Source organism: Pseudomonas sp. H3_D04, assembly GCF_054669175.1.
Map to the genome: position 1 here is coordinate 1,972,611 of NZ_CP162801.1, position 23,563 is coordinate 1,996,173.

At 60.8% G+C, this 23,563-nt stretch carries 18 protein-coding genes and 1 pseudogene; 8 read left to right on the forward strand and 11 right to left on the reverse strand.

Annotation, left to right across the window (positions count from 1 at the left end; all coding sequences use genetic code 11):
* Nucleotides 1–4: 4 nt before the first annotated feature.
* The 4 genes from AB4N91_RS09315 to AB4N91_RS09330 all read right to left on the reverse strand — a co-directional run bounded on the left by AB4N91_RS09315 (nucleotide 5) and on the right by AB4N91_RS09330 (nucleotide 5,491).
* Nucleotides 5–379 (reverse strand): DUF2493 domain-containing protein, encoded by a 375-nt coding sequence (locus AB4N91_RS09315; protein WP_460112342.1) that lies wholly within the window; start codon nucleotides 377–379, stop codon nucleotides 5–7.
* Nucleotides 367–2,022, reverse strand: a complete 1,656-nt coding sequence (locus tag AB4N91_RS09320; RefSeq protein WP_311096000.1) for a Na/Pi cotransporter family protein — start codon at nucleotides 2,020–2,022, stop codon at nucleotides 367–369. Before AB4N91_RS09320 ends, AB4N91_RS09315 begins: the two co-directional genes overlap by 13 nt.
* Nucleotides 2,023–2,208: 186 nt before the next feature.
* A complete protein-coding gene (mgtA, locus tag AB4N91_RS09325) occupies nucleotides 2,209–4,929 on the reverse strand; it encodes a magnesium-translocating P-type ATPase (protein ID WP_460112343.1) in 2,721 nt (906 codons plus the stop codon).
* Nucleotides 4,930–5,215: 286 nt separating this feature from the next.
* A complete protein-coding gene (locus tag AB4N91_RS09330) occupies nucleotides 5,216–5,491 on the reverse strand; it encodes a hypothetical protein (RefSeq protein ID WP_460112344.1) in 276 nt (91 codons plus the stop codon).
* A 583-nt stretch (nucleotides 5,492–6,074) separates the two neighbouring features.
* On the opposite strand from AB4N91_RS09330, the gene AB4N91_RS09335 reads away from it, so the two are divergent.
* The 3 genes from AB4N91_RS09335 to AB4N91_RS09345 all read left to right on the forward strand — a co-directional run bounded on the left by AB4N91_RS09335 (nucleotide 6,075) and on the right by AB4N91_RS09345 (nucleotide 9,764).
* Nucleotides 6,075–7,013, forward strand: coding sequence for a cyclase family protein (locus AB4N91_RS09335; protein ID WP_102595064.1), 939 nt, complete (start codon nucleotides 6,075–6,077; stop codon nucleotides 7,011–7,013).
* Between the two features lie 165 nt (nucleotides 7,014–7,178).
* Entirely contained in the window at nucleotides 7,179–8,762 is a 1,584-nt protein-coding gene (locus AB4N91_RS09340) for an aldehyde dehydrogenase (NADP(+)) (RefSeq protein ID WP_460112345.1), read from the forward strand.
* A gap of 72 nt (nucleotides 8,763–8,834) precedes the next feature.
* The gene (locus AB4N91_RS09345) at nucleotides 8,835–9,764 is read left to right on the forward strand and encodes a LysR family transcriptional regulator (RefSeq protein ID WP_458368613.1); all 930 of its coding nucleotides are present in this window, start codon (nucleotides 8,835–8,837) and stop codon (nucleotides 9,762–9,764) included.
* Here AB4N91_RS09345 and AB4N91_RS09350 read toward each other — a convergent pair.
* From AB4N91_RS09350 to AB4N91_RS09365, 4 genes and pseudogenes are all read right to left on the reverse strand, one after another.
* Complete coding sequence (locus AB4N91_RS09350) at nucleotides 9,757–10,740, reverse strand: cyclase family protein (protein WP_460112346.1); 984 nt, start codon at nucleotides 10,738–10,740, stop codon at nucleotides 9,757–9,759. The two genes, AB4N91_RS09345 and AB4N91_RS09350, sit on opposite strands and share 8 nt — an antisense overlap.
* Before the next feature lie 142 nt (nucleotides 10,741–10,882).
* Complete coding sequence (locus AB4N91_RS09355; protein WP_077749436.1) at nucleotides 10,883–11,197, reverse strand: NIPSNAP family protein; 315 nt, start codon at nucleotides 11,195–11,197, stop codon at nucleotides 10,883–10,885.
* A gap of 13 nt (nucleotides 11,198–11,210) precedes the next feature.
* Nucleotides 11,211–11,801 (reverse strand): iron-containing alcohol dehydrogenase, encoded by a 591-nt coding sequence (locus AB4N91_RS09360; RefSeq protein WP_460112348.1) that lies wholly within the window; start codon nucleotides 11,799–11,801, stop codon nucleotides 11,211–11,213.
* A 109-nt stretch (nucleotides 11,802–11,910) separates the two neighbouring features.
* Nucleotides 11,911–12,378 (reverse strand): annotated as a pseudogene (locus AB4N91_RS09365) (iron-containing alcohol dehydrogenase); the annotation flags it as partial.
* Between the two features lie 154 nt (nucleotides 12,379–12,532).
* On the opposite strand from AB4N91_RS09365, the gene AB4N91_RS09370 reads away from it, so the two are divergent.
* The 4 genes from AB4N91_RS09370 to AB4N91_RS09385 all read left to right on the forward strand — a co-directional run bounded on the left by AB4N91_RS09370 (nucleotide 12,533) and on the right by AB4N91_RS09385 (nucleotide 16,733).
* Nucleotides 12,533–13,321, forward strand: coding sequence for an SDR family oxidoreductase (locus AB4N91_RS09370; protein ID WP_154913500.1), 789 nt, complete (start codon nucleotides 12,533–12,535; stop codon nucleotides 13,319–13,321).
* A gap of 270 nt (nucleotides 13,322–13,591) precedes the next feature.
* A complete protein-coding gene (locus tag AB4N91_RS09375; RefSeq protein ID WP_460112349.1) occupies nucleotides 13,592–14,905 on the forward strand; it encodes an MFS transporter in 1,314 nt (437 codons plus the stop codon).
* A gap of 16 nt (nucleotides 14,906–14,921) precedes the next feature.
* Nucleotides 14,922–16,037 carry an NAD(P)/FAD-dependent oxidoreductase gene (locus AB4N91_RS09380; protein ID WP_460112351.1) on the forward strand — a complete coding sequence of 372 codons (1,116 nt, stop codon included), beginning with the start codon at nucleotides 14,922–14,924 and terminating at the stop codon, nucleotides 16,035–16,037.
* A 102-nt stretch (nucleotides 16,038–16,139) separates the two neighbouring features.
* Nucleotides 16,140–16,733, forward strand: coding sequence for a DinB family protein (locus AB4N91_RS09385; RefSeq protein WP_154501145.1), 594 nt, complete (start codon nucleotides 16,140–16,142; stop codon nucleotides 16,731–16,733).
* Here AB4N91_RS09385 and AB4N91_RS09390 read toward each other — a convergent pair.
* The gene (locus AB4N91_RS09390) at nucleotides 16,654–17,574 is read right to left on the reverse strand and encodes a LysR substrate-binding domain-containing protein (RefSeq protein ID WP_010455251.1); all 921 of its coding nucleotides are present in this window, start codon (nucleotides 17,572–17,574) and stop codon (nucleotides 16,654–16,656) included. The two genes, AB4N91_RS09385 and AB4N91_RS09390, sit on opposite strands and share 80 nt — an antisense overlap.
* A 265-nt stretch (nucleotides 17,575–17,839) precedes the next feature.
* Here AB4N91_RS09390 and AB4N91_RS09395 point away from each other — a divergent pair, with 265 nt between their 5' ends.
* The gene (locus tag AB4N91_RS09395) at nucleotides 17,840–21,343 is read left to right on the forward strand and encodes a hypothetical protein (RefSeq protein WP_460112352.1); all 3,504 of its coding nucleotides are present in this window, start codon (nucleotides 17,840–17,842) and stop codon (nucleotides 21,341–21,343) included.
* A 200-nt stretch (nucleotides 21,344–21,543) separates the two neighbouring features.
* Here AB4N91_RS09395 and AB4N91_RS09400 read toward each other — a convergent pair whose 3' ends face one another.
* Both AB4N91_RS09400 and AB4N91_RS09405 read right to left on the reverse strand, forming a co-directional pair.
* Nucleotides 21,544–21,903 carry a DUF6124 family protein gene (locus tag AB4N91_RS09400; protein WP_460112353.1) on the reverse strand — a complete coding sequence of 120 codons (360 nt, stop codon included), beginning with the start codon at nucleotides 21,901–21,903 and terminating at the stop codon, nucleotides 21,544–21,546.
* 441 nt (nucleotides 21,904–22,344) lie between these two features.
* Complete coding sequence (locus AB4N91_RS09405) at nucleotides 22,345–23,556, reverse strand: CaiB/BaiF CoA transferase family protein (protein WP_169858263.1); 1,212 nt, start codon at nucleotides 23,554–23,556, stop codon at nucleotides 22,345–22,347.
* Between the last annotated feature and the right edge of the window lie 7 nt (nucleotides 23,557–23,563).

The following is a 23,563-nucleotide window of genomic DNA, read 5'->3' on the forward strand; positions in this document are numbered from 1 at the left end:
GAAGTTATTTGATGGCGGCGGCGGTCAGCCCCCGATCCTCTACCGATAGGGTTTGCAAGCCGGCCTTCCGGGCCTGGGCGACCAGCTCTTCGGTGTCTTCGCCGCCGGGCAGGGCGATCACCACGTCAGGTCGGCTGTCGAGCAACATGAAGTGGTTGCGCAGCCGTTCAGCCAACTTACCGTGGCGCTGCCAGTTGGGCGGGTAGCGCACGATGTCGGCACCGTGTTCCCGGGCCCATTCTTCGATGTCACCGCCCAGGTATTGATTGCCACCATGGATCAGCACACGCACGGGGTGCAGGCGCTGGAAGGCGTCGAGGACCCGTCGGCACAGACGGCTGTCGGCGTAATAGCGGCCCGCACAGATCAAGAGGCGCATGAGGAATTCTCCTTGGTCAGGTCGGTGCTCTCGACCGGTTGCTCGCCGGCACGCTCCAGCAGCGGATAGCCCAGGGCGGCGATGTGGTGATGCACGCGGCGGTAATCGCGCAGGACCCGCTGGAAGATGTCGCCGGACTCCGCCCAGGTGTTCTTGTCTTCCTGCAACTTGCGAAAGTGCTCGCGGCTGGCGTGCGCTTCGAGCCTTCTGACCGTCTCCTTGCGATGGATCAAGTGGTGCGCGGTGGGAATGTCTTCACGCAGAAACACGGTGATCGCCAGGCTCAGGCTTTCCAGCAGTGCGTCGTGCAGCGGCGCGATGTTGCCCAGCTCGAACGCCGAGAACTGTTCGCCACGGCGCAAGCGGCGCATGGCCAACTGCGTCAGGCTGCTGGAAAGAATGTCCGCGGCATGTTCGAGGTTGATCACGAACAGCAGGATTTCCTGGGAACGATCGGCATCGCTGTCACTGATGCCTTCCTTGCCGATGTCCGCCAGGTAAGCCCGAATGGCCGCGCCCAGCAGGTCCAGAGACTGATCGACGCGTCGCACTTCATCGGCACAGGCGGGCACCGAGGTGTGGAACAGCTGCACCAGGCGGCCGAGCATTGCCGAGAGCATGTCGGCCATGCGCAACGCTTCCCGGGCGGCGTTGGACAGGCCGATGTTGGCCACTTCCAGACCCGCTTCGTCGAGGTAGTGCGGCATGCCCGGGTCGACATCCCGCTCGGGGGCCGGCAGCAGATGGGTCAGCCCTTTGGCGAGCACATCGGTCAGGCCGATGAACACCAGCGCCAGCAGCAGATTGAAACCGCTGTGCAGCGACACCACCAGCACCGACGGCTCCAGCTTCAGCTCGGCCAGCAGCCCGGCAAACGGCAACACCGCCAGGGCACCGACCGCACGCACCAGCAGATTGCCCAGCGGCAAGCGCCGGCCGACGCTCGAACCGGCATTGATCACCGAAGGCAGCGCACCGCCGATGTTCACCCCGAGCACCAGCGCGACGAGGGTGGTTCCCGACAGCAGGCCGGTGGCGGCCAGCGAGACGATCAGCAACACCACCGCCACGCTGGAATGGCACAGCCAGGTGAGGATCAGCGCCACCAGCAACGCAATCAGCAGATCGCCGTCCAGGCTCTGCATGATCAGCTGGAAGACCGGCGTGCCTTCGACGTCCGCCAGGGTTGAGCCGAGCATGCGCAGGGCCAACAACATCAGCCCCAGGCCGATCAGCGCACAGCCGACGCTTTCGTAGCGTGAGTCATCGCGCAGCCGGAATACCATCAAACCCGCGAGCAACACGATGGGTGTGAGGATTGAAACGTCGACGCTGAGCAGTTGTACCACCAGGGTCGAACCGATATTGGCGCCGAGCATTACCGCCAGCGCCGGCGCCAGGCCCAGGGTCCCGGCGGCCGTAAACGACGTCGCCATCAGGCTGACGGCGGTGCTGCTTTGCAGGATGCCGGTGATGCCGATACCCGACAGCAGCGCCATCCAGCGGTTGTTCAAGTTGTGGCCCAGCCACTGGCGCAGCGGCGTGCCGAAGCCGCGCAACAACGCCGAAGAAATCATGTGAGTGCCCCACAGCAAGAGTGCGATGGAGCCTGCGAGGTTGATCAGTAGAGTCGTTCCCGACATCAGGACTCTCCCTTTTCGATAGGGTTAAGCGCATTCCCCTGTAGGAGTGAGCCTGCTCGCGATAGCGGACTGTCAGCCAACATCAATGTTGAGTGATCCACTGCCTCGCAAGCAGGCTCGCTCCTACAGGGGAGTGTGGTGTTCAGGTGATTTGGGTTTGCCCCCGTACTCCGGGGGCTCAGGCCATCAGAACCACTGCTTGAAGCGGCGGATGTAGATCGTCTTCATGATCTGCGCGAACACGCAGTAGCTGAGCAGGGTGCCCACCAGCCAAGGGAAGTACGCCCACGGCAGCGGTTGCAGGCCGACCAAAGTACCCAGTGGCGAGAACGGAATGTAGATACCCAGCGCCATCACCAACCCGGTCATCAGGATCACCGGCAACGCCGCCGTGCTCTGGAAGAACGGAATCTTCTGCGTGCGCAACATATGCACCACCAGCGTCTGCGACAGCAGCCCCTCGATGAACCAGCCGGACTGGAACAGGCCCTGCATTTCCACGCTGTTGGCGGCGAACACGTACCACATCAGGGCGAAAGTGGTGATGTCGAAGACCGATGAGGTCGGCCCGATCCACAGCATGAAACGGCCAATGTTTTTCGCGTCCCACTTGCGTGGTTTGCGCAGGAACTCCTTGTCCATCTTGTCCCACGGCAGCGACAACTGAGAGATGTCGTACATGAGGTTTTGCAGCAGCAGATGGATCGACAGCATCGGCAGGAACGGAATGAACGCACTGGCCACCAGCACCGAGAACACGTTGCCGAAGTTGGAGCTGGCGGTCATGTTCAGGTACTTCATGATATTGCCGAAGGTCTCGCGGCCCTTGAGCACGCCTTCCTCCAGCACCATCAGGCTCTTCTCCAGCAGAATGATGTCGGCCGATTCCTTGGCGATGTCGGTGCCGCTGTCGACCGAAATACCGACATCGGCATCGCGCAGGGCAGGGGCGTCGTTGATGCCGTCGCCGAGGAAACCCACGGTGTGACCATTGGCCTGCAACGCCTTGAGCACCCGGGACTTTTGCAGCGGCGTCAACTTGGCGAACACCGTGCGTTCTTCGACCAGCAGCTTGAGGGTGGTGTCGTCCATGCTCTCGATGTCTGGCCCGAGCAGCGGCGTACCGGGTTCCAGCCCGACTTCGCGGCAGATCTTGCAAGTCACCACCGCGTTGTCGCCGGTCAGCACCTTGACGGTCACGCCCATGTCGCGCAGCGCGGCAATCGCCGGGCCCGCGGTTTCCTTCGGTGGATCGAGAAAGGTCAGGAAGCCGCGAACCACCAGCTCGCGCTCATCCGCGGTGTTGTACTGGTTTTTGCTTTGCGCTTTCGGGATCTCGCGGGTGGCGACCAGCAGCACCCGGAAACCGTCCTCGTTGTACTCGTTGGCCAGGGCCAGCAGGTCTTTGCGGCGCTGTGCATCGAGTGCCACGACCGTGCCGTTTTCGTGAATGTGGCTGGTGATGCTCAGCATTTCCTCGACCGCGCCTTTGCACACCATCAGGTGATCGTCGCGGCTGTCCTTGACGATGATCGACAGGCGCCGACGGATGAAGTCGAACGGCAACTCATCGACCTTGCTGTAGGCAAACGGCACCCTGAATTTTGGATTGGCGTTGGCGAACTGCACCACCGCCTGGTCCATCAGGTTTTTCAGACCGCTCTGGTGATGGCTGTTGAGCCACGCCAGTTCGAGGAGCGTGTCGTCGCGCCGGCCGTTGCTGTCGACGTGGTGCTCAAGGATGATCTTGTCCTGGGTCAGGGTGCCGGTCTTGTCGGTGCACAGCACGTCCATCGAGCCGAAGTTCTGGATCGCATTGAGGCGCTTGACCACCACTTTGCGCTTGGCCATGGCCATCGCGCCTTTGGCCAGGTTGGCGCTGACAATCATCGGCAGCATTTCCGGGGTCAGGCCGACCGCGACTGCCAGCGCAAACAGGAACGCGTCACTCCAGTCGCCCTTGGAGAAGCCGTTGAGCAGGAACACGATCGGCACCATGACCAGCATGAAGCGGATCAACAACCAACTGACGCTGTTCACCCCGCGGTCGAAGGCTGTTTGCACCCGCGAACCGACAATCGCTTTGGCCAGCGAGCCGAAGTAGGTACGCGGGCCGGTTGCGACCACCACCGCTTTGGCCGTGCCGCTGACCACGTTGGTGCCCATGAAGCAGATGTTCGGCAGGTCCAGCAGGTTGGATTGATCGGCAGCGCTGCGGGTCGCCGACTTCTGTGCGACGTCGCCCAGGGTGTCGTACTTCTCGACAGGCAAGGCTTCACCGGTCAGCACCGCCTGGCTGATGAACAGGTCGCGGGATTCGATCAGGCGGATGTCCGCCGGGATCATGTCCCCGGCGCTGAGCTGAACGATGTCGCCGGCCACCAGTTCGCGCATCGGCATTTCGCGCAGCACCGGGGTGTTGCCGTTTTGTCCGCGTCGCAGCACGGTTGCGGTGTTGCGCACCATGGCTTTGAGGGCTTCGGCGGATTTGGCCGAGCGGTATTCCTGCCAGAACCGCAGCAGGCTGCTCAGGGTAACCATGGTCATGATAATGATGACTTTGGTCAGGTCCGCTTCGTCGCCTTCGCCCTGGCTGATCGGTAGCCAGTAATCGGTGAAGAAACTGATGCCTGCCAGGGTCAGCAGGACATAGATGAAGGGATTGTTCAGGGCCTTGAGCAGTTGGACGATGGCGTGAGGCGGCTTGTCGTGGGCGACCTCGTTATAGCCTGCGCGGGCCAGCCGGCCTTCGGCCTCGAGTTCAGTCAAACCGTCAGGGGTGGCGTTGAGATTGGCGAGGGTCACGGCCAGGCCGTTTTGCGCTTCCCGGGCGGCGCGCATCGACAGTTTGGCGTTATCGCTGCTGGCGCCTTTGGCGCGAGTATTCGGCGTTTTTACAGTCGTCATTGTGTGTGCTCCTGCCGCCGTCTTGCGGCACGACACACGGCTCGCTCAACTATTCATAGGCGAGCGAATGTAGGTCGAGTCGCAAACAGGCGATCAATTTCGGAAGTGTTGTTTTCTTGTGTTTTAACGTTCGCTGCGTATCAATGAAAAGTTGATGCGCAGCGAACCGTCTACTGGCTTCGTCCATAACTAACTCCGATAACTTTGTGTTTTAACAGGCAATAAGAAGTTGCCGAATTCCCTATCAAGGAAAACGCTGGGGGAAGAACGTTAAAGTGCCTTCAGGTCAACTGAATGCGCGGGTCTCGAAGGTAAGACCGAGCATCCGCGCGATGCGCCGACTCGGTGGTTCCTGGCTGTCGTCGAAGCTCCAGCGTTGCTGAAGCCGACCCGTCATCGGGCAGACGCGCCAGTTGGCACGAGGGTGTGCCTTGGCAGGGGCAGAAGGGGTGGAAAACGGGGCGCTGACCCGAGTCGTCAACAGACGCTCACGGCACAGCTTGACCCGCATGGTCGATGCAAAGGCGCGCACGCCCGGCATTACGGTGGTTTTGAAGTTCATAACATGCCTCTGGACCGGACGGACGCCGGTGAGGCAAGTTACGGTGGAGCATCAAGCTCTAGCGCAGCTCACCCGACCGAAAAGTCGAGTCCCGTCATTTACTGGGTTGTGTGCCAGATTCCGCGAATTCGCAGTGACCCGACAGCGACTAGATACTGTGTCCATTGGATTCTTTTGTGAGTTGAAAAAAGGCCTTCGTCGAAGGCCCGGGCAATTTACTCAGGGAGGTGGGTGAAGTCAACCGCCAATACCCGCCAAATACCAAGATGAATGGGGAAAACATCGAAACTTGATATTGAAGTTAGAACTGGTTCAGCTAATTGACAGTTAGTTGCATACGAAATGGCTGCCAGCCCCCTAATGGCCCTCCGGCTTACAACATTCCCTGTAGGAGTGAACCTGCTCGCGACAGCGGTCTGTCAGCCGACGTCGATGCTGGCTGACCCACCGCTGTCGCGAGCAGGCTCACCCCCACTGATGTCACTCGTGATAATCCAGAACAATTGTATTGCCCATCCCTGTCTGTTTCCCCACAGACGGGCTGCGTACCTTGGGTCCACTGCAACCTCACAAGGACCCGCTCATGCTGACCCGATTGGTACTGCCGTTTGCCCTGTTGTTCACCCTCCATGCAGCTCACGCGGCGGATGCCGAAAAATGGTACCCCTCGAAATACGGCGCCAACGATGAAATCGGCGCGCTGAATCTGCTAAACGCGGAGTCGGTGATCAACGCCTCCAAATTGATCAAGAGCGGCAAAACCTATCCGCTGGCCGTGCCCATCGACAAGACTCTGCCAGCCTTCCGTCACCGCAGTTTTCACCTGACCAACATCCAGCCGGGCGAGGCGGGTGGCACCACCATGGGGCCTAACAAGTTCACCTTCAACGATGAACTGGTGGTCGGCTGGACCGGTGTCGGCACCCAACTCAACGGCATCGGCCATATCGGCATCGACAATGTCTACTACAACGGCAACCGTGCGGCGGACTTCGTCACCGTCGAAGGCGTGAAAAAACTCGGCATCGAAAAAGTCCCGCCCATCGTCACCCGTGGCGTGGTGCTGGACATGACCGCCGTGTACGGCAGCGCCATCGTGCCGGAGAAAACCGAGTTCAGCGTTGCCGACATCCAGAAGGCACTGGACCTGCAAGGCATCAGCATCCAGAAGGGCGACGTGGTGCTGTTCAACACCGGTTGGCTGGAACTGCTGGGCAAGGACAACGAGAAATTCCTCGCCGTGGAGCCGGGCATCGGCATGGCGGCGGCCAAATGGTTGGCGGACAAGCAGATCGTCGCGTTCGGCGGCGACACCTGGGCCTCGGAGATCTACCCGGCGAAAGACGGCCAGGAGTTCCCGGTCAACCAGTTCATGCTGGCCAAGAACGGCATCTACAACCTTGAATTGATCGACAGCCGCGCGCTGGTGAAGGACAAGGCCTGGGAGTTCATGTTCGTCCTCGGACAGCCGCTGTACAAGGGCTCGACCCAGGTCAACATCAACCCGGTCGCGATTCACTGACACCTGGTGCCACCGATGACGGGCGGGGGATGACGAATACTCATCCCCTGGCCCGTTGTTGTCATTTGTTGCCCATCAACCCGGCCAATAGAGTGAAGCGTGCGCCTTCGGCGTACCCCTTCAATTCGAATGATCGCCTGCCGAACGCCGGCGAGGGAGTTATTGATGTCCGCTATTTTGGGCCAGCAGTTTATCGACGGGCAGCGCAGCGCTCTGGGCGGCGAAACGTTGCAGAGTTTCGACGCCAGCACCGGGCAAGCACTGCCCTATGTTTTTCATCAGGCCAATGATCAGGAAGTCGAGATGGCAGTGACGGCCGCCACGCGAGCTTTTGCACCGTTTCGTCAGCTGTTGCCGTTACGACGTGCGGAGTTTCTTGGCGCAATAGCTGATGAAATCGATGCGCTGGGTGACGATTTTATCGCCTTGGTGTGCCAGGAAACCGCCTTGCCCGAAGGGCGGATTCGCGGTGAGCGCAATCGCACCACGGGCCAGTTACGCTTGTTTGCGCAGGTGTTGCTCCGGGGTGATTTTCTCGGTGCGCGGATCGATCAGGCTCAGCCCGAACGCACACCGTTGCCGCGCCAGGACATCCGTCAGTACCGCATCGGCGTCGGCCCGGTCGCCGTGTTTGGAGCGAGCAATTTCCCACTGGCGTTTTCCACTGCCGGTGGCGATACCGCTTCTGCGCTGGCCGCCGGTTGCCCGGTGGTGTTCAAGGCCCACAGCGGGCACATGGCGACCGCGGACCGCGTGGCCAGCGCCATCGTGCGCGCGGCACAGCGCACCGGCATGCCTTCGGGCGTGTTCAACATGATTTACGGCGCGGGTGTCGGCCAGGGGTTGGTCAAGGCCGATGGCATCAAGGCCGTCGGTTTCACCGGTTCATTGAAGGGCGGTCGAGCCTTGTCCGACCTGGCCGCCGCGCGCCCGCAACCGATCCCGGTGTTCGCCGAGATGTCGAGTATCAACCCGGTGATCCTGCTGCCTGAGGCGCTGAACACCCGTGGCAGCCAAGTCGCCGAGGAACTGACGGCGTCGATCAACCTCGGCTGCGGCCAGTTCTGCACCAGCCCCGGACTGATCATCGGCCTGCACTCGCCGCAGTTCAGCGAGTTCCTGGACGTATTCGCGCAAAACATGGGCAGCCAACCGGCCCAGACCATGCTCAACGCTGGCGCCCTGAACAGCTATCGCGCAGGTCTTCAACACATCGTGGCCCACGAACGGGTCGATCACCTCGCCGGTCAGCCGCAGGGCAAATCCAAGGCGCAACCGCAGCTGTTCAAGGCCGACGTACAGTTGTTGCTCGACGGCGATCCGTTGTTGCAGGAAGAGATCTTCGGCCCGGCCACGGTGGTGGTGGAGGTCGCAGACCGGCACCAACTGCGTGCCGTGCTCGGCAGTTTGCACGGTCAACTGACCGCCACGCTGATTGCCGATCCGGCGGACCTGGATCGCTTCGGCGAGCTGTTGCCGCTACTCGAAGACAAGGTCGGACGCTTGCTGCTCAACGGCTACCCGACCGGCGTCGAGGTCAGCGATGCGATGGTGCATGGCGGACCTTATCCAGCCACTTCGGATGCCCGCGGCACCTCAGTCGGCACCTTGGCCATTGATCGCTTCCTGCGGCCGGTCTGCTACCAGAACTATCCTGATGAGTACCTGCCCCAGGCGCTGCAAAACGCTAACCCGCTGAGCCTCAATCGACTGGTCGATGGCCAGTGGAGCAGGGCGCCCCTAAGCTAACCACTTTGCCCACGCCGGCAAATGGCGGCGTGGGCCTGACGGATTTGTCCATTGAATCGAGCACACACCGACATGGTTCCTTCACTTGGCAGCATCGCTTCGCGGCTTCGACTCAAACAACTGCGGTTGCTGATCGCGCTGGACGATCGTGGCTCGTTGCACAAGGCCGCCGAGCACATTTCGATTTCCCAGTCCGGCGCCACCAAGGCCTTGCACGAAGTCGAGTCGTTGCTTGGGATGCCGCTGTTCGAACGTCAGCCCAAGGGCCTGGTTGCTAATGAAATGGGCCGTTGCATGATTCGGTATGCACGGCTGATCTACAGCGACGTCGAACATTTGCGCGAGGAAATGCTCAGCATCATGCAGGGCCAGGGCGGGCGGTTGTCGGTAGGCGTGATCATGGGCGCGGTGCCGTTGCTGACCCGGGCCCTGAGCGAATTAAGGCTCAAGCAGCCGGAGTTGTCCGTGGAACTGGTGGAAAACACCAGCGCCACCTTGCTCGGTTTGCTGGATCAAGGGCGGCTGGACCTGGCGATCTGTCGCACCAGCGTTGGCCAGCGCTCGGACGCTTATGACTGCATCGAACTCAGCGAAGAGCCCTTGGCGGTGGTCGCCAGCAAAGACCATCCGTTGGCCCGTGCCGAGTCGTTGCAGTTGTCGCAACTGAGCGATTACCGCTGGGTGGTCTACCCCAAGGACATGCCGATGCGCCAGGCCCTGGAGCGTGAGTTAAATGAGGCGGGGCTGGAGATTCCGCGTTATCCGCTGGAAACCTCATCGACCTTCGCCACCATTCTGTTGGTGCAGCAGGACCCGACCTTGCTGGCGGTGATCCCGGTGGAAGTCGCGCAATTCTGCGAGCAACACGATTTGCTGGTGAAATTGCCGGTGTCCATGCGCGCGCTGATCGAGCCTTATGGTGTGATCAGCCGGGCCGGCGCCAACCTGTCTCCGGCAGCGACCCTGCTGATCAACGAGCTGAAGCAGGACCTGACTACTTGATCACAATCGGATTCACTGGCGCACCGGTCCCGCCGACAATCTTCAACGGCGCGGCGGTGTAGAGGAACTGCCACTGGCCGTCTTCGGCGCAATCACTGGCCAAGTCGTCGAGCAGCGCCACTTCGGTGAAGGTCACGCCGAGGTTGCGCATCAAGGCATTGTGCAGCGGGATCAGCACGCCCGAGGTGGGGTCGACCGCCACTTCGTTGGCCATGGTGTCGGTCACCAGGTTGGGAATTTCCATCTGGTGAAACCACTCCACCAGTTCGCGGCTGAAGGTCAGGCCCGGCTCGGCGAAGTCCTTGTAGAACTCTTCCGGTTCGCGCTCATAGAACGAGCCGATCCAACCCGTGCGGATGATCAGGATGTCGCGCTTCTCGATCTCGATGCCCTGGGCTTTTGCTGCGGCCAGCAGGTCCAGGTGATTGAAGGTTTCGACCTTGTCCAGCACCGCTTTGCCGCGATGGCGCGCCATGTCGATCAGCACCGCGCGGCCGACAATTCCGCGTTCGGCAATCGGCAGAATACTGGCCTTGTCCATGCTGCCGATGGTGCTCATGGCGTCGTAGCCGTTCCACAGTTTGTTGTCGTGCCAGACGTGGCCGAGCGCATCGTATTGGGTCGAGCCTTGCAGGTGCATGAAGATCACATCGTCGGCGTATTCCACGTGACCGTCAAAGTGGGTCTTGCCCGCCAGGAAGTGGCCCTTGTCCAGCACGTTGACACGCATCGACGGGCGTCGGCCGGGCCACAACGGCTCGCCCTTGGGATGGCCGATCTGCACTTGCAGGGTGAAGGTCTTGCCTTGGCGCACCGAGGCGATGCCCCGGAGGATCTCGGCGCTTTGCAGGTAATTCAGGGCCCCGACTTCATCGTCCGGCCCCCATTTGCCCCAGTTAGTGGGCAGGCCTTCGAGCAAGGCCTTGATGTCGGGAGATCGGTCGGCGGCGGTATTGTTGGGATTGTGGTCGCACATGAGGTTGTCCTTGGTTTGAGCCGATTCGGCAGGCCAGTACAAATCCCCGTGTGGGAGTGAGCCTGCTCGCGATGGGGAGTGCCAGTTAACCTTGATGCGTCTGACATACCGCTATCGCGAGCAGGTTCGCTCCCACAGGGGTTTATTTGATCGGGGAGAAATCGGCGGCGATCAGCAGTTTCGATTCCATCTTTTCCAGCATCGGGAACGCTTTCGGCACGAAACCCTCTAGCCAGTCAGGGTCCTGATACAGCGCGGCCCGTTTCTTGATCCGGTCATCAAGGCTCTCGTAGGCCCAGATGTGGATCACCTGATTCAGCTCGCCGATTTCGGTGTACCACCAGCCCACCAGCGTGGTGTAGCGGGAGATCACGGGTAGCCCGGCTTCCTCGAAGTGCTTGAGGTAGGTCTGCATTTTTCCGATTTGAATCGTGTAGGTGCGCATTTCGTAAAACATGGGCGTGTTCTCTTCAGGAATGAATGCCGTGCCAGGCGTTGCTGATGATTCGCTCAATGTCGGCGGCGGTGGTCAGGCGTGGGTTGACCAACACGTTGCCGCTGCGCATCGAGTCACTGACCATTTGCGGCATGTAATCCAGGTCCACGCCCAGGTCCTTGATGTTGTCGGGAATGCCGATGGCCTTGTTCAGCGCCACCACGTGGTCCACCACTCTGTGCCCGGCGCGGGCCAGGCTCAGGCCGTCGATGTCTTCGCCCATGGCGATGGCAATCTCGCGAAACAGCTCCGGGCAGGCCGCCAGGTTGTATTCGATGACGTAAGGCAGCAGCGTGGCGTTGGCGATGCCGTGGGGAATGTTGAAGACGCCGCCGAAGGTATGGGAGATCGCATGCACGTTGCCCAGTTTCGATTGGGCGAAGGCCACGCCCGCCAGGAACGACCCAAGCAGCATCTGTTCCCGGGCGTGCAGGTCGGAGCCGCTGAAAAATGCCTTGGGCAGGTGCGTGCAGATCATCTTGATAGCTTGCAGCGCCAGGGCCTGGCTGACCGGGTTGGCCTGCTTCGACACGTAGGATTCGATGGCGTGGGTCAAGGCGTCCATGCCCGTCGCAGCGGTGATCGACGGTGGGAAGTTTGAGCGTCAGCTCGGCGTCGAGAATCGCCAGTTTCGGAAACAGCGCCGGGCTGATGATCACGGTTTTGAACAGGGTCTTGGTGTTGGTGAACACGGTGGAGGCGGTGCATTCGCTGCCAGTGCCGGAGGTGGTCGGGATCGCGAAGATCGGCAGGGGTGGGTGCAGCAGTTTGTCGTAGCCCTCGTAGTCGAGGATGTTGCCGGGGTTGGTGGCCATGGCCGCCACGCCCTTGGCGGTGTCGATGCTGCTGCCGCCACCGACACCGATCACCGAGTCACAGTCGTGGTTTTTCAGGAAGGCCACGGCTCGTTCCAGCACGTCGGTGGTGGGGTTCGGTTCGACGCCGGAAAACACTTCATAGCCGATGTCACTCTCGGCCAGCGAGGCGAAAAAACCTTCCATCACGCCCGACGCCATCAGCCCTGTGTCAGTGACCACCAGCAGTTTTTTCCGAACATGGGGCTTGAGCAATGCACCGGCCTGACGCACCAGACCGTTGCCGCTTTTCAAAGTGGTGGGGAAATAAAACTGGAACGGGTTCATGGGGTTCTCCGGTTCTTATTGGTCCGCAGACAGTAATAAGCGTGGGAGGCGGCTGATAATGAAAAGGTCTGATCCGCCGATCACCCTTTGTCATCCCCCGGCGAGGCGGGTCCTGGTGGTAACGTGAGGTTTTCCAACCGTCAGGAGCATCGTCATGGATTTGGGTATTTCAGGTCGCTGGGCCATCGTCTGCGCCGCCAGCAAGGGCCTGGGTCTGGCCTGTGCGCGGGCCTTGGCGAAGGAGGGCGTCAACCTGGTGATCAACGCCCGGGGTGACGAAACCTTGCAAGCTGCCGCTACAGAATTGCGCAGCCTGGCGCCGGGCATCGACGTGCGCACGGTAGCCGGGGACATCAGCACGCCCGCAGTGCGCGACCAGGTGTTGGCGGCGTGTCCGCAGGTGGACATCCTGATCAACAACGCCGGCGGACCGCCTCCGGGAGACTTCCGTGACTGGCAGCGCGACGACTGGCTGAAGGCGCTGGATGCCAACATGCTCACGCCCATCGAGCTGATCAAGGCCTGCGTCGATGGCATGGCCACGCGCGGTTTCGGGCGTATCGTCAACATCACCTCCGGCGCGGTGAAGGCGCCAATCGATGTGTTGGGACTGTCCAACGGCGCACGCAGTGGCCTGACCGGTTTTATCGCCGGGCTTGCACGCCAGTCGCGGCTGGCCGGGCATAACGTGACGATCAACAATCTGCTGCCGGGACCGTTCGAGACCGAGCGTTTGCACAAGACCCTGAGCGCCGCCGCCGAAGCCAATGGCGCCAGCGTCGAAAGCATCAGCGAACAGCGGCGCAAGCACGTGCCGGCCCAGCGCTTCGGGCAACCCGATGAGTTCGGCGCCTACTGCGCGTTCATCTGCAGCGCCAATGCCGGTTTCCTCACCGGGCAAAACCTGCTGCTGGACGGCGGCAGTTACCCCGGGACGTTCTGATCTTTTCGGGGGATGACATTTGGTGATCCCCTAATCAGATCCCCTCATTATTCAGCCCGAGGACGCGTGATTAGAGTTGGGGTGCTTGCCCAACACCCGTCAGCCAAGATGTAAACCCAGTAGGAGCGAGGCTTGCCCGCGAAGGCGATGTGTCATTAACAATGATGTCCACTGACACTCCGCCTTCGCGGGCAAGCCTCGCTCCTACAGGTTTTGCGTTAATAGGCGGGTATTGGGCCGCTTGCACCCACAACAACAAGAGCGCCCCTCATGAACAATCCGAGTGCCGAAACCCTGCGGCTCGCCGCCGCGTCTGCCACCGAGCGTCCGACCAGCGTGCGCTGGCGGATCTTCCTCATCATGTTGCTGCTGACCGCCATCAACTACATCGACCGCGCTTCGCTGTCGGTGGCCTTGCCGCTGATTTCCAGTGAGTTCCAGATCCCTCCCGCGCTGGAAGGCTTGATGCTCAGTGCGTTTTTCTGGTCGTACGCATTGATGCAGATTCCCGGCGGCATGCTGCTGGACCGTTTTCAGACCCGCCGCGTCATCGTCATCGCGACTGTCGCCTGGGGCGCCTTCCAGGCCTTGGCTGCCGGTGCGCACAACTGGATCACGCTGTTGATTACGCGCATGGGGCTGGGCATCGCCGAGTCGCCGATCATGCCGGCCGGGGCCAAACTCAACGGCGCCTGGCTGACTCCCAACGAACGCGGACGTGGCGCGGTGCTGGTCGATGGCGGCGCACCGCTGGGCAGTGCTTTCGGCGCGATCATCATTGCCGGGCTGATCGGCTGGTTCGATTCCTGGCGCATCGCCTTCGTGATCGCCGGTATCGGCACCATGCTTGCCGGTGTACTGGCGTGGAAATACATCCGCAACCATCCCAGCGAACACCCCGGTGTCAACGCGGCGGAACTGGCGCACATCACCGAAGGCAATCGCAAAGTCAGCCAACCCGGCACGGTGACCAGCATCCCCCTCAAAGAGCTGCTCAAGGACCGTTCGGTGCTCGCGATGTTCGCCGGTTACTGCTGCATTCTCAGCGTGTTCTACGGTTTGCTGACCTGGATGCCGAGCTACCTGCACCAGACCCACGGCCTGAACATTTCGAGCATGGGCGGTGCGACCTTCCTGATTTTCATGTGCGGTTTCGTCGGCGAGCTGGTCGGCGGTTATCTGGGGGATAAATGGAAAACCAGCGGCGCCTCGCCCAACCTGGTGATGCGCAGCATGTTCAGTGGTTCGGCGCTGGTCGCGGCCCTGTGCATGCTGACGGTGGCCTATACCAATGAAGCCGGCAAGGCCATCGGTCTGCTCTGCGTAGCGATGTTTTTCATTCGCTGGTGCGGCATGTACTGGTGCATTCCGTCGATCCTCGGCGGCACCTCGAAAACCGGTGTGCTGGCCGGCACCATGAACTTCTGCGGCAACATGGCCGGGGTTATCGTGCCGATCCTGATCGGATTGATCGTGCAGTTCACCGGCTCGTATTTCCTGGTGCTGATCTTCTTCGTGGTCATGGCCATGCTGCTGGCGATATTCTCCAGCCTGATCGATTATCGGGAACGAGGGCTGGCTTGACATGAGCGGAGGGCAGGTGAGCGTCGATATCGAATGCGTGGTGGTCGGCGCCGGCGTGGTTGGCCTGGCGGTGACCAGGGCACTGGCCCGTAGCGGGCGGGAAGTGATCCTGATCGAAGCCGGCGAGGGGATTGGTGTGGGCATCAGTTCGCGCAATTCAGAAGTGATCCACGCCGGCATCTATTACCCGAGCGGCAGCCTGAAGGCGCAATTGTGCGTGGAGGGCAAGCATCGCCTGTACGCCTTTTGCGAGGAGCGCGGTGTCGATTACCAGCGCCTGGGCAAGTTGATCGTGGCCACCGATGACAGCCAGTGCGCGGCCTTGCAGAGGTTGCTGGAGCAGGGCCGGCGCAATGGCGTCGATGACTTGCAATGGCTGGACGCCGGGCAGGCGCGGTCGCTTGAACCGGCGCTGTCCTGCGTCGCCGCGCTCTGGTCGCCGTCCACCGGGATCGTCGATTCCCATGCGCTGATGCTGGCGCTTCAGGCAGACGCCGAAGCCTCGGGCACCTCGATTGCCTTGCACACGCCGTTGGTGTCCGCCCGTTGCACCGAACAAGGTTTCGAATTGCACATGGGCGGCGCACAGCCGATGACCTTGACCTGTCGCGAGTTGATCAATTGCGCCGGTTTGTCCGCGCCGGAGGTGGCGAGCCGGATCGAAGGCTTGCCGACGCAATACGTTCCCGAGGCACGCCTGTGCAAGGGCAGTTATTTCAGTTTCAGTGGCCGGGCGCCGTTCCGGCATCTGGTGTATCCGGCACCGGAGAGCGCCGGCCTGGGCGTGCACATGACCCTCGACCTTGGTGGGCAGGCGCGTTTCGGGCCGGACGTCGAATGGGTCGACCATGTCGATTACCGCGTCGATCCGCGCCGGGTCGACGGGTTCTATCAGGCCATCCGCCGCTACTGGCCGACGTTACCCGATAACAGCCTGCAACCCGCCTACAGCGGCATCCGCCCGAAGATTTCCGGCCCGACCGATCCGGCCGCCGACTTCCTCATCAGCGGCCCGGCCGAGCATGGTGTGCCGGGATTGGTGAATCTGTTCGGCATCGAATCACCGGGCCTCACCAGCTGCCTGGCGCTGGCTGATCGGGTGGTACAACGCCTGACACCGCATTCCCTGTAGCAGCTGTCGCGTTGCGGTGAGGTGCCGGTTATCAGCGTCTGCGCTGCCAGCCGCCGAGCGGTCTATGCTTGCCAGTGTGCCCATCGTAATGGGAGAACTCTGATGATCAACATACGCACTGCCCGCATGCTTGCCGATTACAAGCAATGGGCCGACCAGCGCCTCTTTGACAGCCTGGCCGCGCTGCCGCCGGGGGAGGTCAACAAAGAGCGGGTGTCGGTGTTCAAGAACATGATCGGCACCCTGAATCACATCTATGTCGTGGACTGCATCTGGCAGGCTCACCTCGAAGGCCGAGGGCACGGCTTCAAAACCTCACACGATCTGCTCCATCCCGACCTGGCTGATTTGCGCATGGCGCAAAAGGACATCGATCACTGGTATTGCAACTGGAGCGCAAGGCAGACCGAGAGGTCGCTGGATAAACCGGTCGAGTTTACGTTCGTCTCCGGCGAGAGCGGCACCATGAGCGCCGGCGCGATGCTGCTGCACGTGGTCAATCACGCCAGTTACCACCGCGGCTGGGTGATCCAGATGTATTTCGACATCCCGGCGATGCCACCGATGACCGACATGCCGATCTTCCTGCGCGAGACCGATCCGGCTTTCAACGCGCTCAAAGCACCGGCAACTCAGCCGACATGTGTTGCGCAATTCGCGAACGCAACCAACGTTCTGCCGGGTCGTTATCGTTGACCCCGTTCCAGACCATGGACAGTTCGGACAGCACGATGTCAAACGGCGGGTCGTCGGCCCGCAGCTGGTTGCTGCCTTCGATCAGCGCACACGCCGCGTAATCCGGCACCGTGGCCAGCAGGTCGGTGCCGGCCAGCAGGGCACGCAACCCGGCGAATTGCGGCACCGCCAGCACCACCCGCCGCGAGCGGCCGATGCGCGCCAGATCGTTGTCGATAGCACCGGTCAAGTCTCCGGAAAAAGACACCAGTGCATGAGGGCGTTCGCAATACTCATCCAGGGTCAGGGGGCCGGGACGGTTATCGCCACGCAGAATCTTCACGCTCAGGTCCCGCAATTTCTTGCGCTTGGCATTGGCCGGCAGCTCCGTGGTGTAACTGATCCCGACGGAAATCTCCCCGGAGGCGAGCATCGGTGACATCAGCAAGTAATTCACCCTTCGCACCACCACCACGACGTTCTGCGCCTCTTCGCGTATTTGCTTGAGCAGCGGCGGAAACAGACCGAACTCGGCGTCGTCGGACAAGCCGATGCGGAACACATCGCGGCTGGTGGACGGGTCGAAATCCTTGGCCCGGCTGACCGCACCGGAAATGGTGTCCATCGCCGGCTGCAACTCCTTGAGAATCGCCAACGCCCGTTGGGTCGGCTCCAACACCCGACCGTTGCGCACCAGCAGCGGGTCGTCGAACAGATCGCGCAACTTGGCCAGCGAAGCACTGACAGCGGGCTGACCGAGAAACAGTTTCTCCCCGGCCCGGGTCAGGTTCTTCTCGAACATCAACGTTTCGAAAATCACCAGCAGGTTCATGTCCACGCGGCGCAGGTCGTTGCGGTTCATTGCGGCGTTCTCGCTGGGGTTCAGGGTCTTTTCAGTAAAGCATCAAACCCGAGCGATGCGACGGTGACCGTCGATGACAGTAAGGAGCGGGGGGTATAGTCATTTGTCTGTTTGGCGCCGCGTAATCCGGATAGATACTGCCCAAGGGGATGACTGCCATTCATCTGGAAACATACCCAACCTGTTATTTCTGACAGTAGCCAACCGCCCTTTCTAACACTTTAAATGACTCCGTCGCCCAGCCCCCCTCGACAGGAGTCTCCCCATGCTCGTGCAACCCGTCCGTCACCCCGTTTCCATGCTGCTGCGTGAACCAGAAATCCCCGGTGCCCGTTTACTGGACTCTTCCACTGACGTCTGGGCAATCAACCGTGCCGCCGCCCTGGACAATTTCCCCATCAACGGGCTCAAGGTCTACGTCCCGGCCTGGTCAAGCATGGGCAAAGGCGACAAGGTCGAGCTGCAGTTCGACGACCAGGTGGTCAATCAGCACATCATCACCGACGACGCCGAAGTCGGTCAGCGGGTGACCTTGTGGGTCGAACCCAGGCATTGGCTGACCGGGACGCACACGCTGGCGTACCGGGTGACCCGTTTCAATCAGGGCGCCGAGACGTTTACGCCGGCGCTCAAGCTCTACGCCAAGCTGGAGATCCCTGCGGGCCAGGACCTTAACCCGGAAGAAGGCAGCCACTCGAACCTGTACCTGTTCATCGATCCGGCCATCGTCGAGAACATCGTCGACAAGGAGATCGCCGCGGCCGGGGTGGACATCATCATTCGGGCCGAGTCCGGGACCGGCGTGCCTTATCCGGATGCGGCGGTGGGCGATGTCATGGTGCTGAGCTGGGGCGGTGTGCTCGTGGAATCCGCGCCGCTGACTGCCGAGCAGATCAGCGACCCGGCCACTCACCCGATCGTGATCCACGTCGACGAAGCCACCATCCTGGCCGCGGGCGACACCGACATCTCCGGGCTGGCGGTCACCTTCCGCGTGCGCGATGTGGTGCACAATTTTTCGGAAGACTGGTGCAAGGCCACGCGGCTGGTGGTCATGACCGGCACCGATCTGCTCGATGCGCCGATCGTCAAGGAGGCGAAGAACAACATCCTTGACCTTGATGCGCTGGAGGACAAAAACATCACGGCTCAGGTCTGGGCCAAAGGGCCGGCGTTCGAGCAGGACGACCGCATCATCCTGAAGATGCGCGGCACCACCGTGGACAACGAGGCCGTGGAAGTCAACACGCCGGCCCAGACGGTCAACAACCTGCCGCATACCTATGAATTCGAACTGTCCAACGCCGACGTGCGTCAACTGGCCAAAACCCAGGTGACTTTTTCCTATCGCGTAGAGCGCCCGGGCGTGACCGACCCCCTGCCGTCAAAGGGGCAATTTGTCACCTTCATCGGCGAACCGAAACACCTGGCCGCGCCCAAGGCCGAAGATGAACAAAACGGCGCGATTGATCCGGACCTGCCTCACCCTCGCGTGCGGATTCCGTTCGATCCGATCATGCAGCAGGGCATGGCCATCGAGCTGATCTGGTTCGGCACCCGCCCGGATACCGGCAGTTATACCCCGGAGCTGGATTGGTATTTTCCAAGTAGGGACGAGATCGAGGCCGAGAACGATTTTTTCATCACGGTGGAGAGCCAGCACCTGAAAACCCTGGAAGGCGGCACGCTGGAGCTGTGGTACCACCTGCTCAGCGAAGACCAGAACGGCGACCAAGTCCGCCGCGAATCCTTGCATGCGGCGCTGCTGCAGGTGGGCGAGCCGCAACTCGAACTGGTCAAACCCATCGTCCTCGGTGAACAGGACGGAGCGCTGGAGCCCGGGGACCTGCCCGGCGGCATCGGCAAACTGACCGCGCCAAGACCCACCGTCAAACCGACCCAATCCGGCGACATCGTGACCTACACCTGGACGGGTGAAGTCACGGGTACCACGGAAGACTCCGTCACCCTCAACGGGCTGTCCAAAGACAAGGATGTGAATTTCACCCTCAACGCCACGTTTGTCGCCGAACACATCGAGCCGAATCGCGGCAAGAAGGTGACGGTGAGTTACCGGATCTGGCGGGCGGCGACGAGCGAGACGAGTTATTCGAATGTGCTGGAATTTGGGGTTGGCCAGGCGATTGGCCAACTGTTACCCCCGGCCGTGAAAGAAGCGGACGGCGGCACCCGCCTTGATCCGTTGAATGCCCAGACCCATCTGACCGCCGTCGTCAACTACGACGGCATGCTGGTCGGCGACCAGATCTCTGTAAAGTGGACCGGTGCCGACGGCACGCTGCCCGAGGGTTCGCACACCACCGCACCGTGGCCTGTGACCACGCTCGGGCCGCAGGAGATACCGTTGGAGCCTAAGGTGGTCGCCTTCAGCCTCGGCAAAGCGATAACGGTGAACTACAAGGTAACTCGCGGCAGCAGCAGCCCCATGCCCTCGGACACCCTGACGTTATCGGTACTGCCACTGCCGGAAAACGTGCTCGACAAACCATTGATCCTCCAGGCCGCGGACAACGGTGAAGGGGCCGAATTCGACGTCAGCCAGCTGACCGCCAACGCGGTGATCCAGGTTAACGCCTGGCCGTTCATTGCGCTGAAACAGTTCGTCTGGTTGCGGGTGCAAGGCACCAACAATGACGACAGTCCCTACGCCCAGACATTTTGGCAGCCGCCTCTCTCGCAAACCAACGAAACTTGGATTACCCAGGGCTTTTACACGCATCCGATTCCATTCAATGAATTGAAAAACCTGAAGGACGGGAGCGAACTGAAAGTTGAGTTCAAGGCAGGGTTGAGTGGCAGTCAGGATGAAAACAATGCGCTGCTGTTTCAGGTGCGTACCTACACGGTCAAGGCTGTGGAGGATGTGAAACCTGCGATCACCCGTGTGACCGATTCCAATGGGGATGAGATCGCAGAAGGCGGGAGAACGGTTGATACCAGCATCACGCTGACCGGCAGATCCAAAAAAGGACAGAGAGTCGACGTGCTCGACGGTACGGTCTCCAAAGGTCAGCCGACGGCGGATCCGGTGACGGGGATCTGGACGTTGTTGGTAACCGGGTTGAGTGTGGCAGCTCACAGTTTTACCGCCAAGGCGCTGTACGGTTCGGGTCAGGTTTCGGAGGCCAGGACGTTGACGGTTACCACACACCCAGCATTGATAGTGAATACTGACCCTGTCGGATTGAGTGCTCCGAATGTATCGATCACCGGCACTTCAATCCCATGGACGCTCACAGGGGCCGACCCGATAGGTACTTGCGAGAGACGTTCCGCGACCGGCGGTGTGCCTCCTTATACCTACACTTCGACCCAGCACCTCATAGCCTCGGTTGACAACAGCGGAATGATACGAAGTGAGGGGAATGGGAAGGCGACCATCGTCGTGTCGGACGCCGTAGGCCAAACAAGTGAAATACTCGTCACCTGTTCCAATGTTGCGAGCTACATCATCTCGCCGGCGCTCGTAAACTTACCCGCCTATGAGTCATGGCGAATTTCACAGGGGGCACTCCCAGTAGTCGACATCAGAAGTGACGTCATTCACAGATCAATACTCAACATTAAATATAGCTATAGTTTTGAGAGCAATATCGAAGATTCATTCATCGCAGGCAACTATCTCGGGAGGGAAGAAGAAGCAGCCGTTCTATCATATCGCAGGCCTGGTCAGTGGCACTCTTCAGGCCCCGTCTTCGATGACTATTTATATGGAATCGCGTTTTTGATCCGCCCAGCTCAGCCTTAGGAAATTGCCTCAAGTAACGTGTTGTGAGTCAGAGCGTTAGTACAACAAAACATTAACTCGAACTGAAGAAAAGGAAACGTATTTATTCATTAAAAAGGGGACAGATCTATTTATCTGTCCGCTGTGCCGCGAAGCGGCCCCAGGAAAATGGGACCGCTGCACAATTCAACGTCAGTTATTCACTCACCACAGAGCGGCACTTATATGGGCAGATCGATCTTATCCAACACCCGGTTCGCCGTGATCTCCGCCATCATGATGCTGTTGGAAATCCCCAGCAGGGCGTAGCGCGTCTCTCCCTCCAGGTGATCCACCAACTGATGGACCATCACGTCGACCGAGGCGAATATTTCGACCAGATAAACCGCCAGGGTTTCGGCCGTGGCCTCGGGGTCTACGGAGAACAGAGTGCTGCGTGTGCGTGGGGTGGCTTTGATGTCGGCGTTCGATGGGAAGTGGAAGTCGAGGGCGCGCTCGGCGGCTTCGTTGAGCTTTTTTGAATCGGGTTCGTAGGGGGAGACCGGATCGGTGTCCGGTGGGTTGGGCGTTACTTTGAACATATGCTGAGTTTCCAAATTGGGTGCCACCCCTCTTGCGACTAAACGTAAGGGGAGGCAGCTGCACGCAGGTTAGTCGACCGGGAAACTCAGCAATCCGGCGCGCCCGAAAGCGCCCTGCGTACAGCCACCATCAGATACAGGAATGAAAGACCTGCATGACAGATGCACGCACAACTGAGTTAACGCGGGCGACTAAACCCGATCACTGATGAGCAGTGACGGGAATCAAGTTACCGAGCGGCCCCAAGGCGCACAAGCCGGCGGATTCTGGCGCAGCCGTAGGCAACGGCGCAAGGATTTGTAGCTTTCAGGACGTATCTTCGAGAGTGTTTAAACAAACACCGTTTCACGCTTAAACAGACGAGCGCGATAAGTGGCCGGATGTGTTCATACACAACACTCTGTGGCGAGGGAGCAAGCTCCCTCGCCACAGGGACTCGGTCAGGCCAACTCCACCTCTGGACAATGCATCGCATTGGACGCCAGCAAATCGGCAATCTCATCCTCAGAAAAGTCGAACTCACGCAACACCGACCGCGAGTGCTGGCCATTGTCCGGCGCCGGCGCATACGGCGTTTGCGCGGCTTCGAGGCTGTTGACCGGAAACCCCGGTACCCGAACCACGCCATGCTGCGGGTGGTGCAGTTCCACGAGCATGCCATTGCTGGCGATCTGCGGATGGGCCAGCACGTCGTTGTAATCGCTGACCCTGGAGCAAAGGATGTCGGCCTCGCGCAGCACCGCTAGCCAATGGGCCACCGGCCGGGTGTGGAACACGTCGGTCAGTGCCGCGCACATGGCTTCACGGTTAACCACGCGTTGCGCCGAGCTGGCGAAACGCGGGTCGTCGATCCACTCCGGGTGCCCGAGCACCCTGCTCAGGGTCGGCCAGCGATTGCCGTTGTACGCCGCGACCATCAACCAGCCATCCGCCGCCTCAAAGGCTTCGTTCGGAGCAGAGTAGGGCGCGGCGCTGCCGATGCGGGTCGGCAGCTTGCCGTCGCAGAGGAAGCTCGCCAGCGACGCTTGTTGCAGTGCCAGGGCCGAGTTCATCAGGCTGACGTCGAGGTGGCCGCCCAGGCCGTCCTTTTCTCGGGCATGCAGCTTGGCCAACACGGCCATGCATGCCATATAACCGGTGACCACATCCACCACCGGCGCTTGCACCTTGGAGGGCGCCGAGTTCGGCGTGCCGATCAGGCTCATCAGGCCGGAATCGGCTTGCAGAATGCCGTCGACGCCCGCCCGGTCGGCATACGGTCCTTCCTGCCCGTAGGCGGAAATCGAGCAGTAGATCAGGTCCGGTTTCAGTGCAGCCAGGTCCTCATAACCCAGTCCCAGTCGAGCCATGACGCCAGGGCGCATGCTTTCGACCAGTACGTCGGCTTGCAGCACCAGTCGTTTGATCACTGCGGCGCTGTCCGGGTGTTTCAGGTCCAGGCTCATACCCAGCTTGCCGCGATTGAACGCGTGATACAGCGCGCTATCCTCGCCAACCCACGCCGGGCCGAGGGTACGACCCAGTTCGCCTTCGTGGGATTCGATCTTGATCACCCGCGCGCCCATGTCGGCCATCAGCATGGTTGCCGTGGGGCCGGCGGCGATCTGGGTGAAATCGAGGACGGTCAGACCGTCCAGAGCGGTGCGTAACATGTTCGCC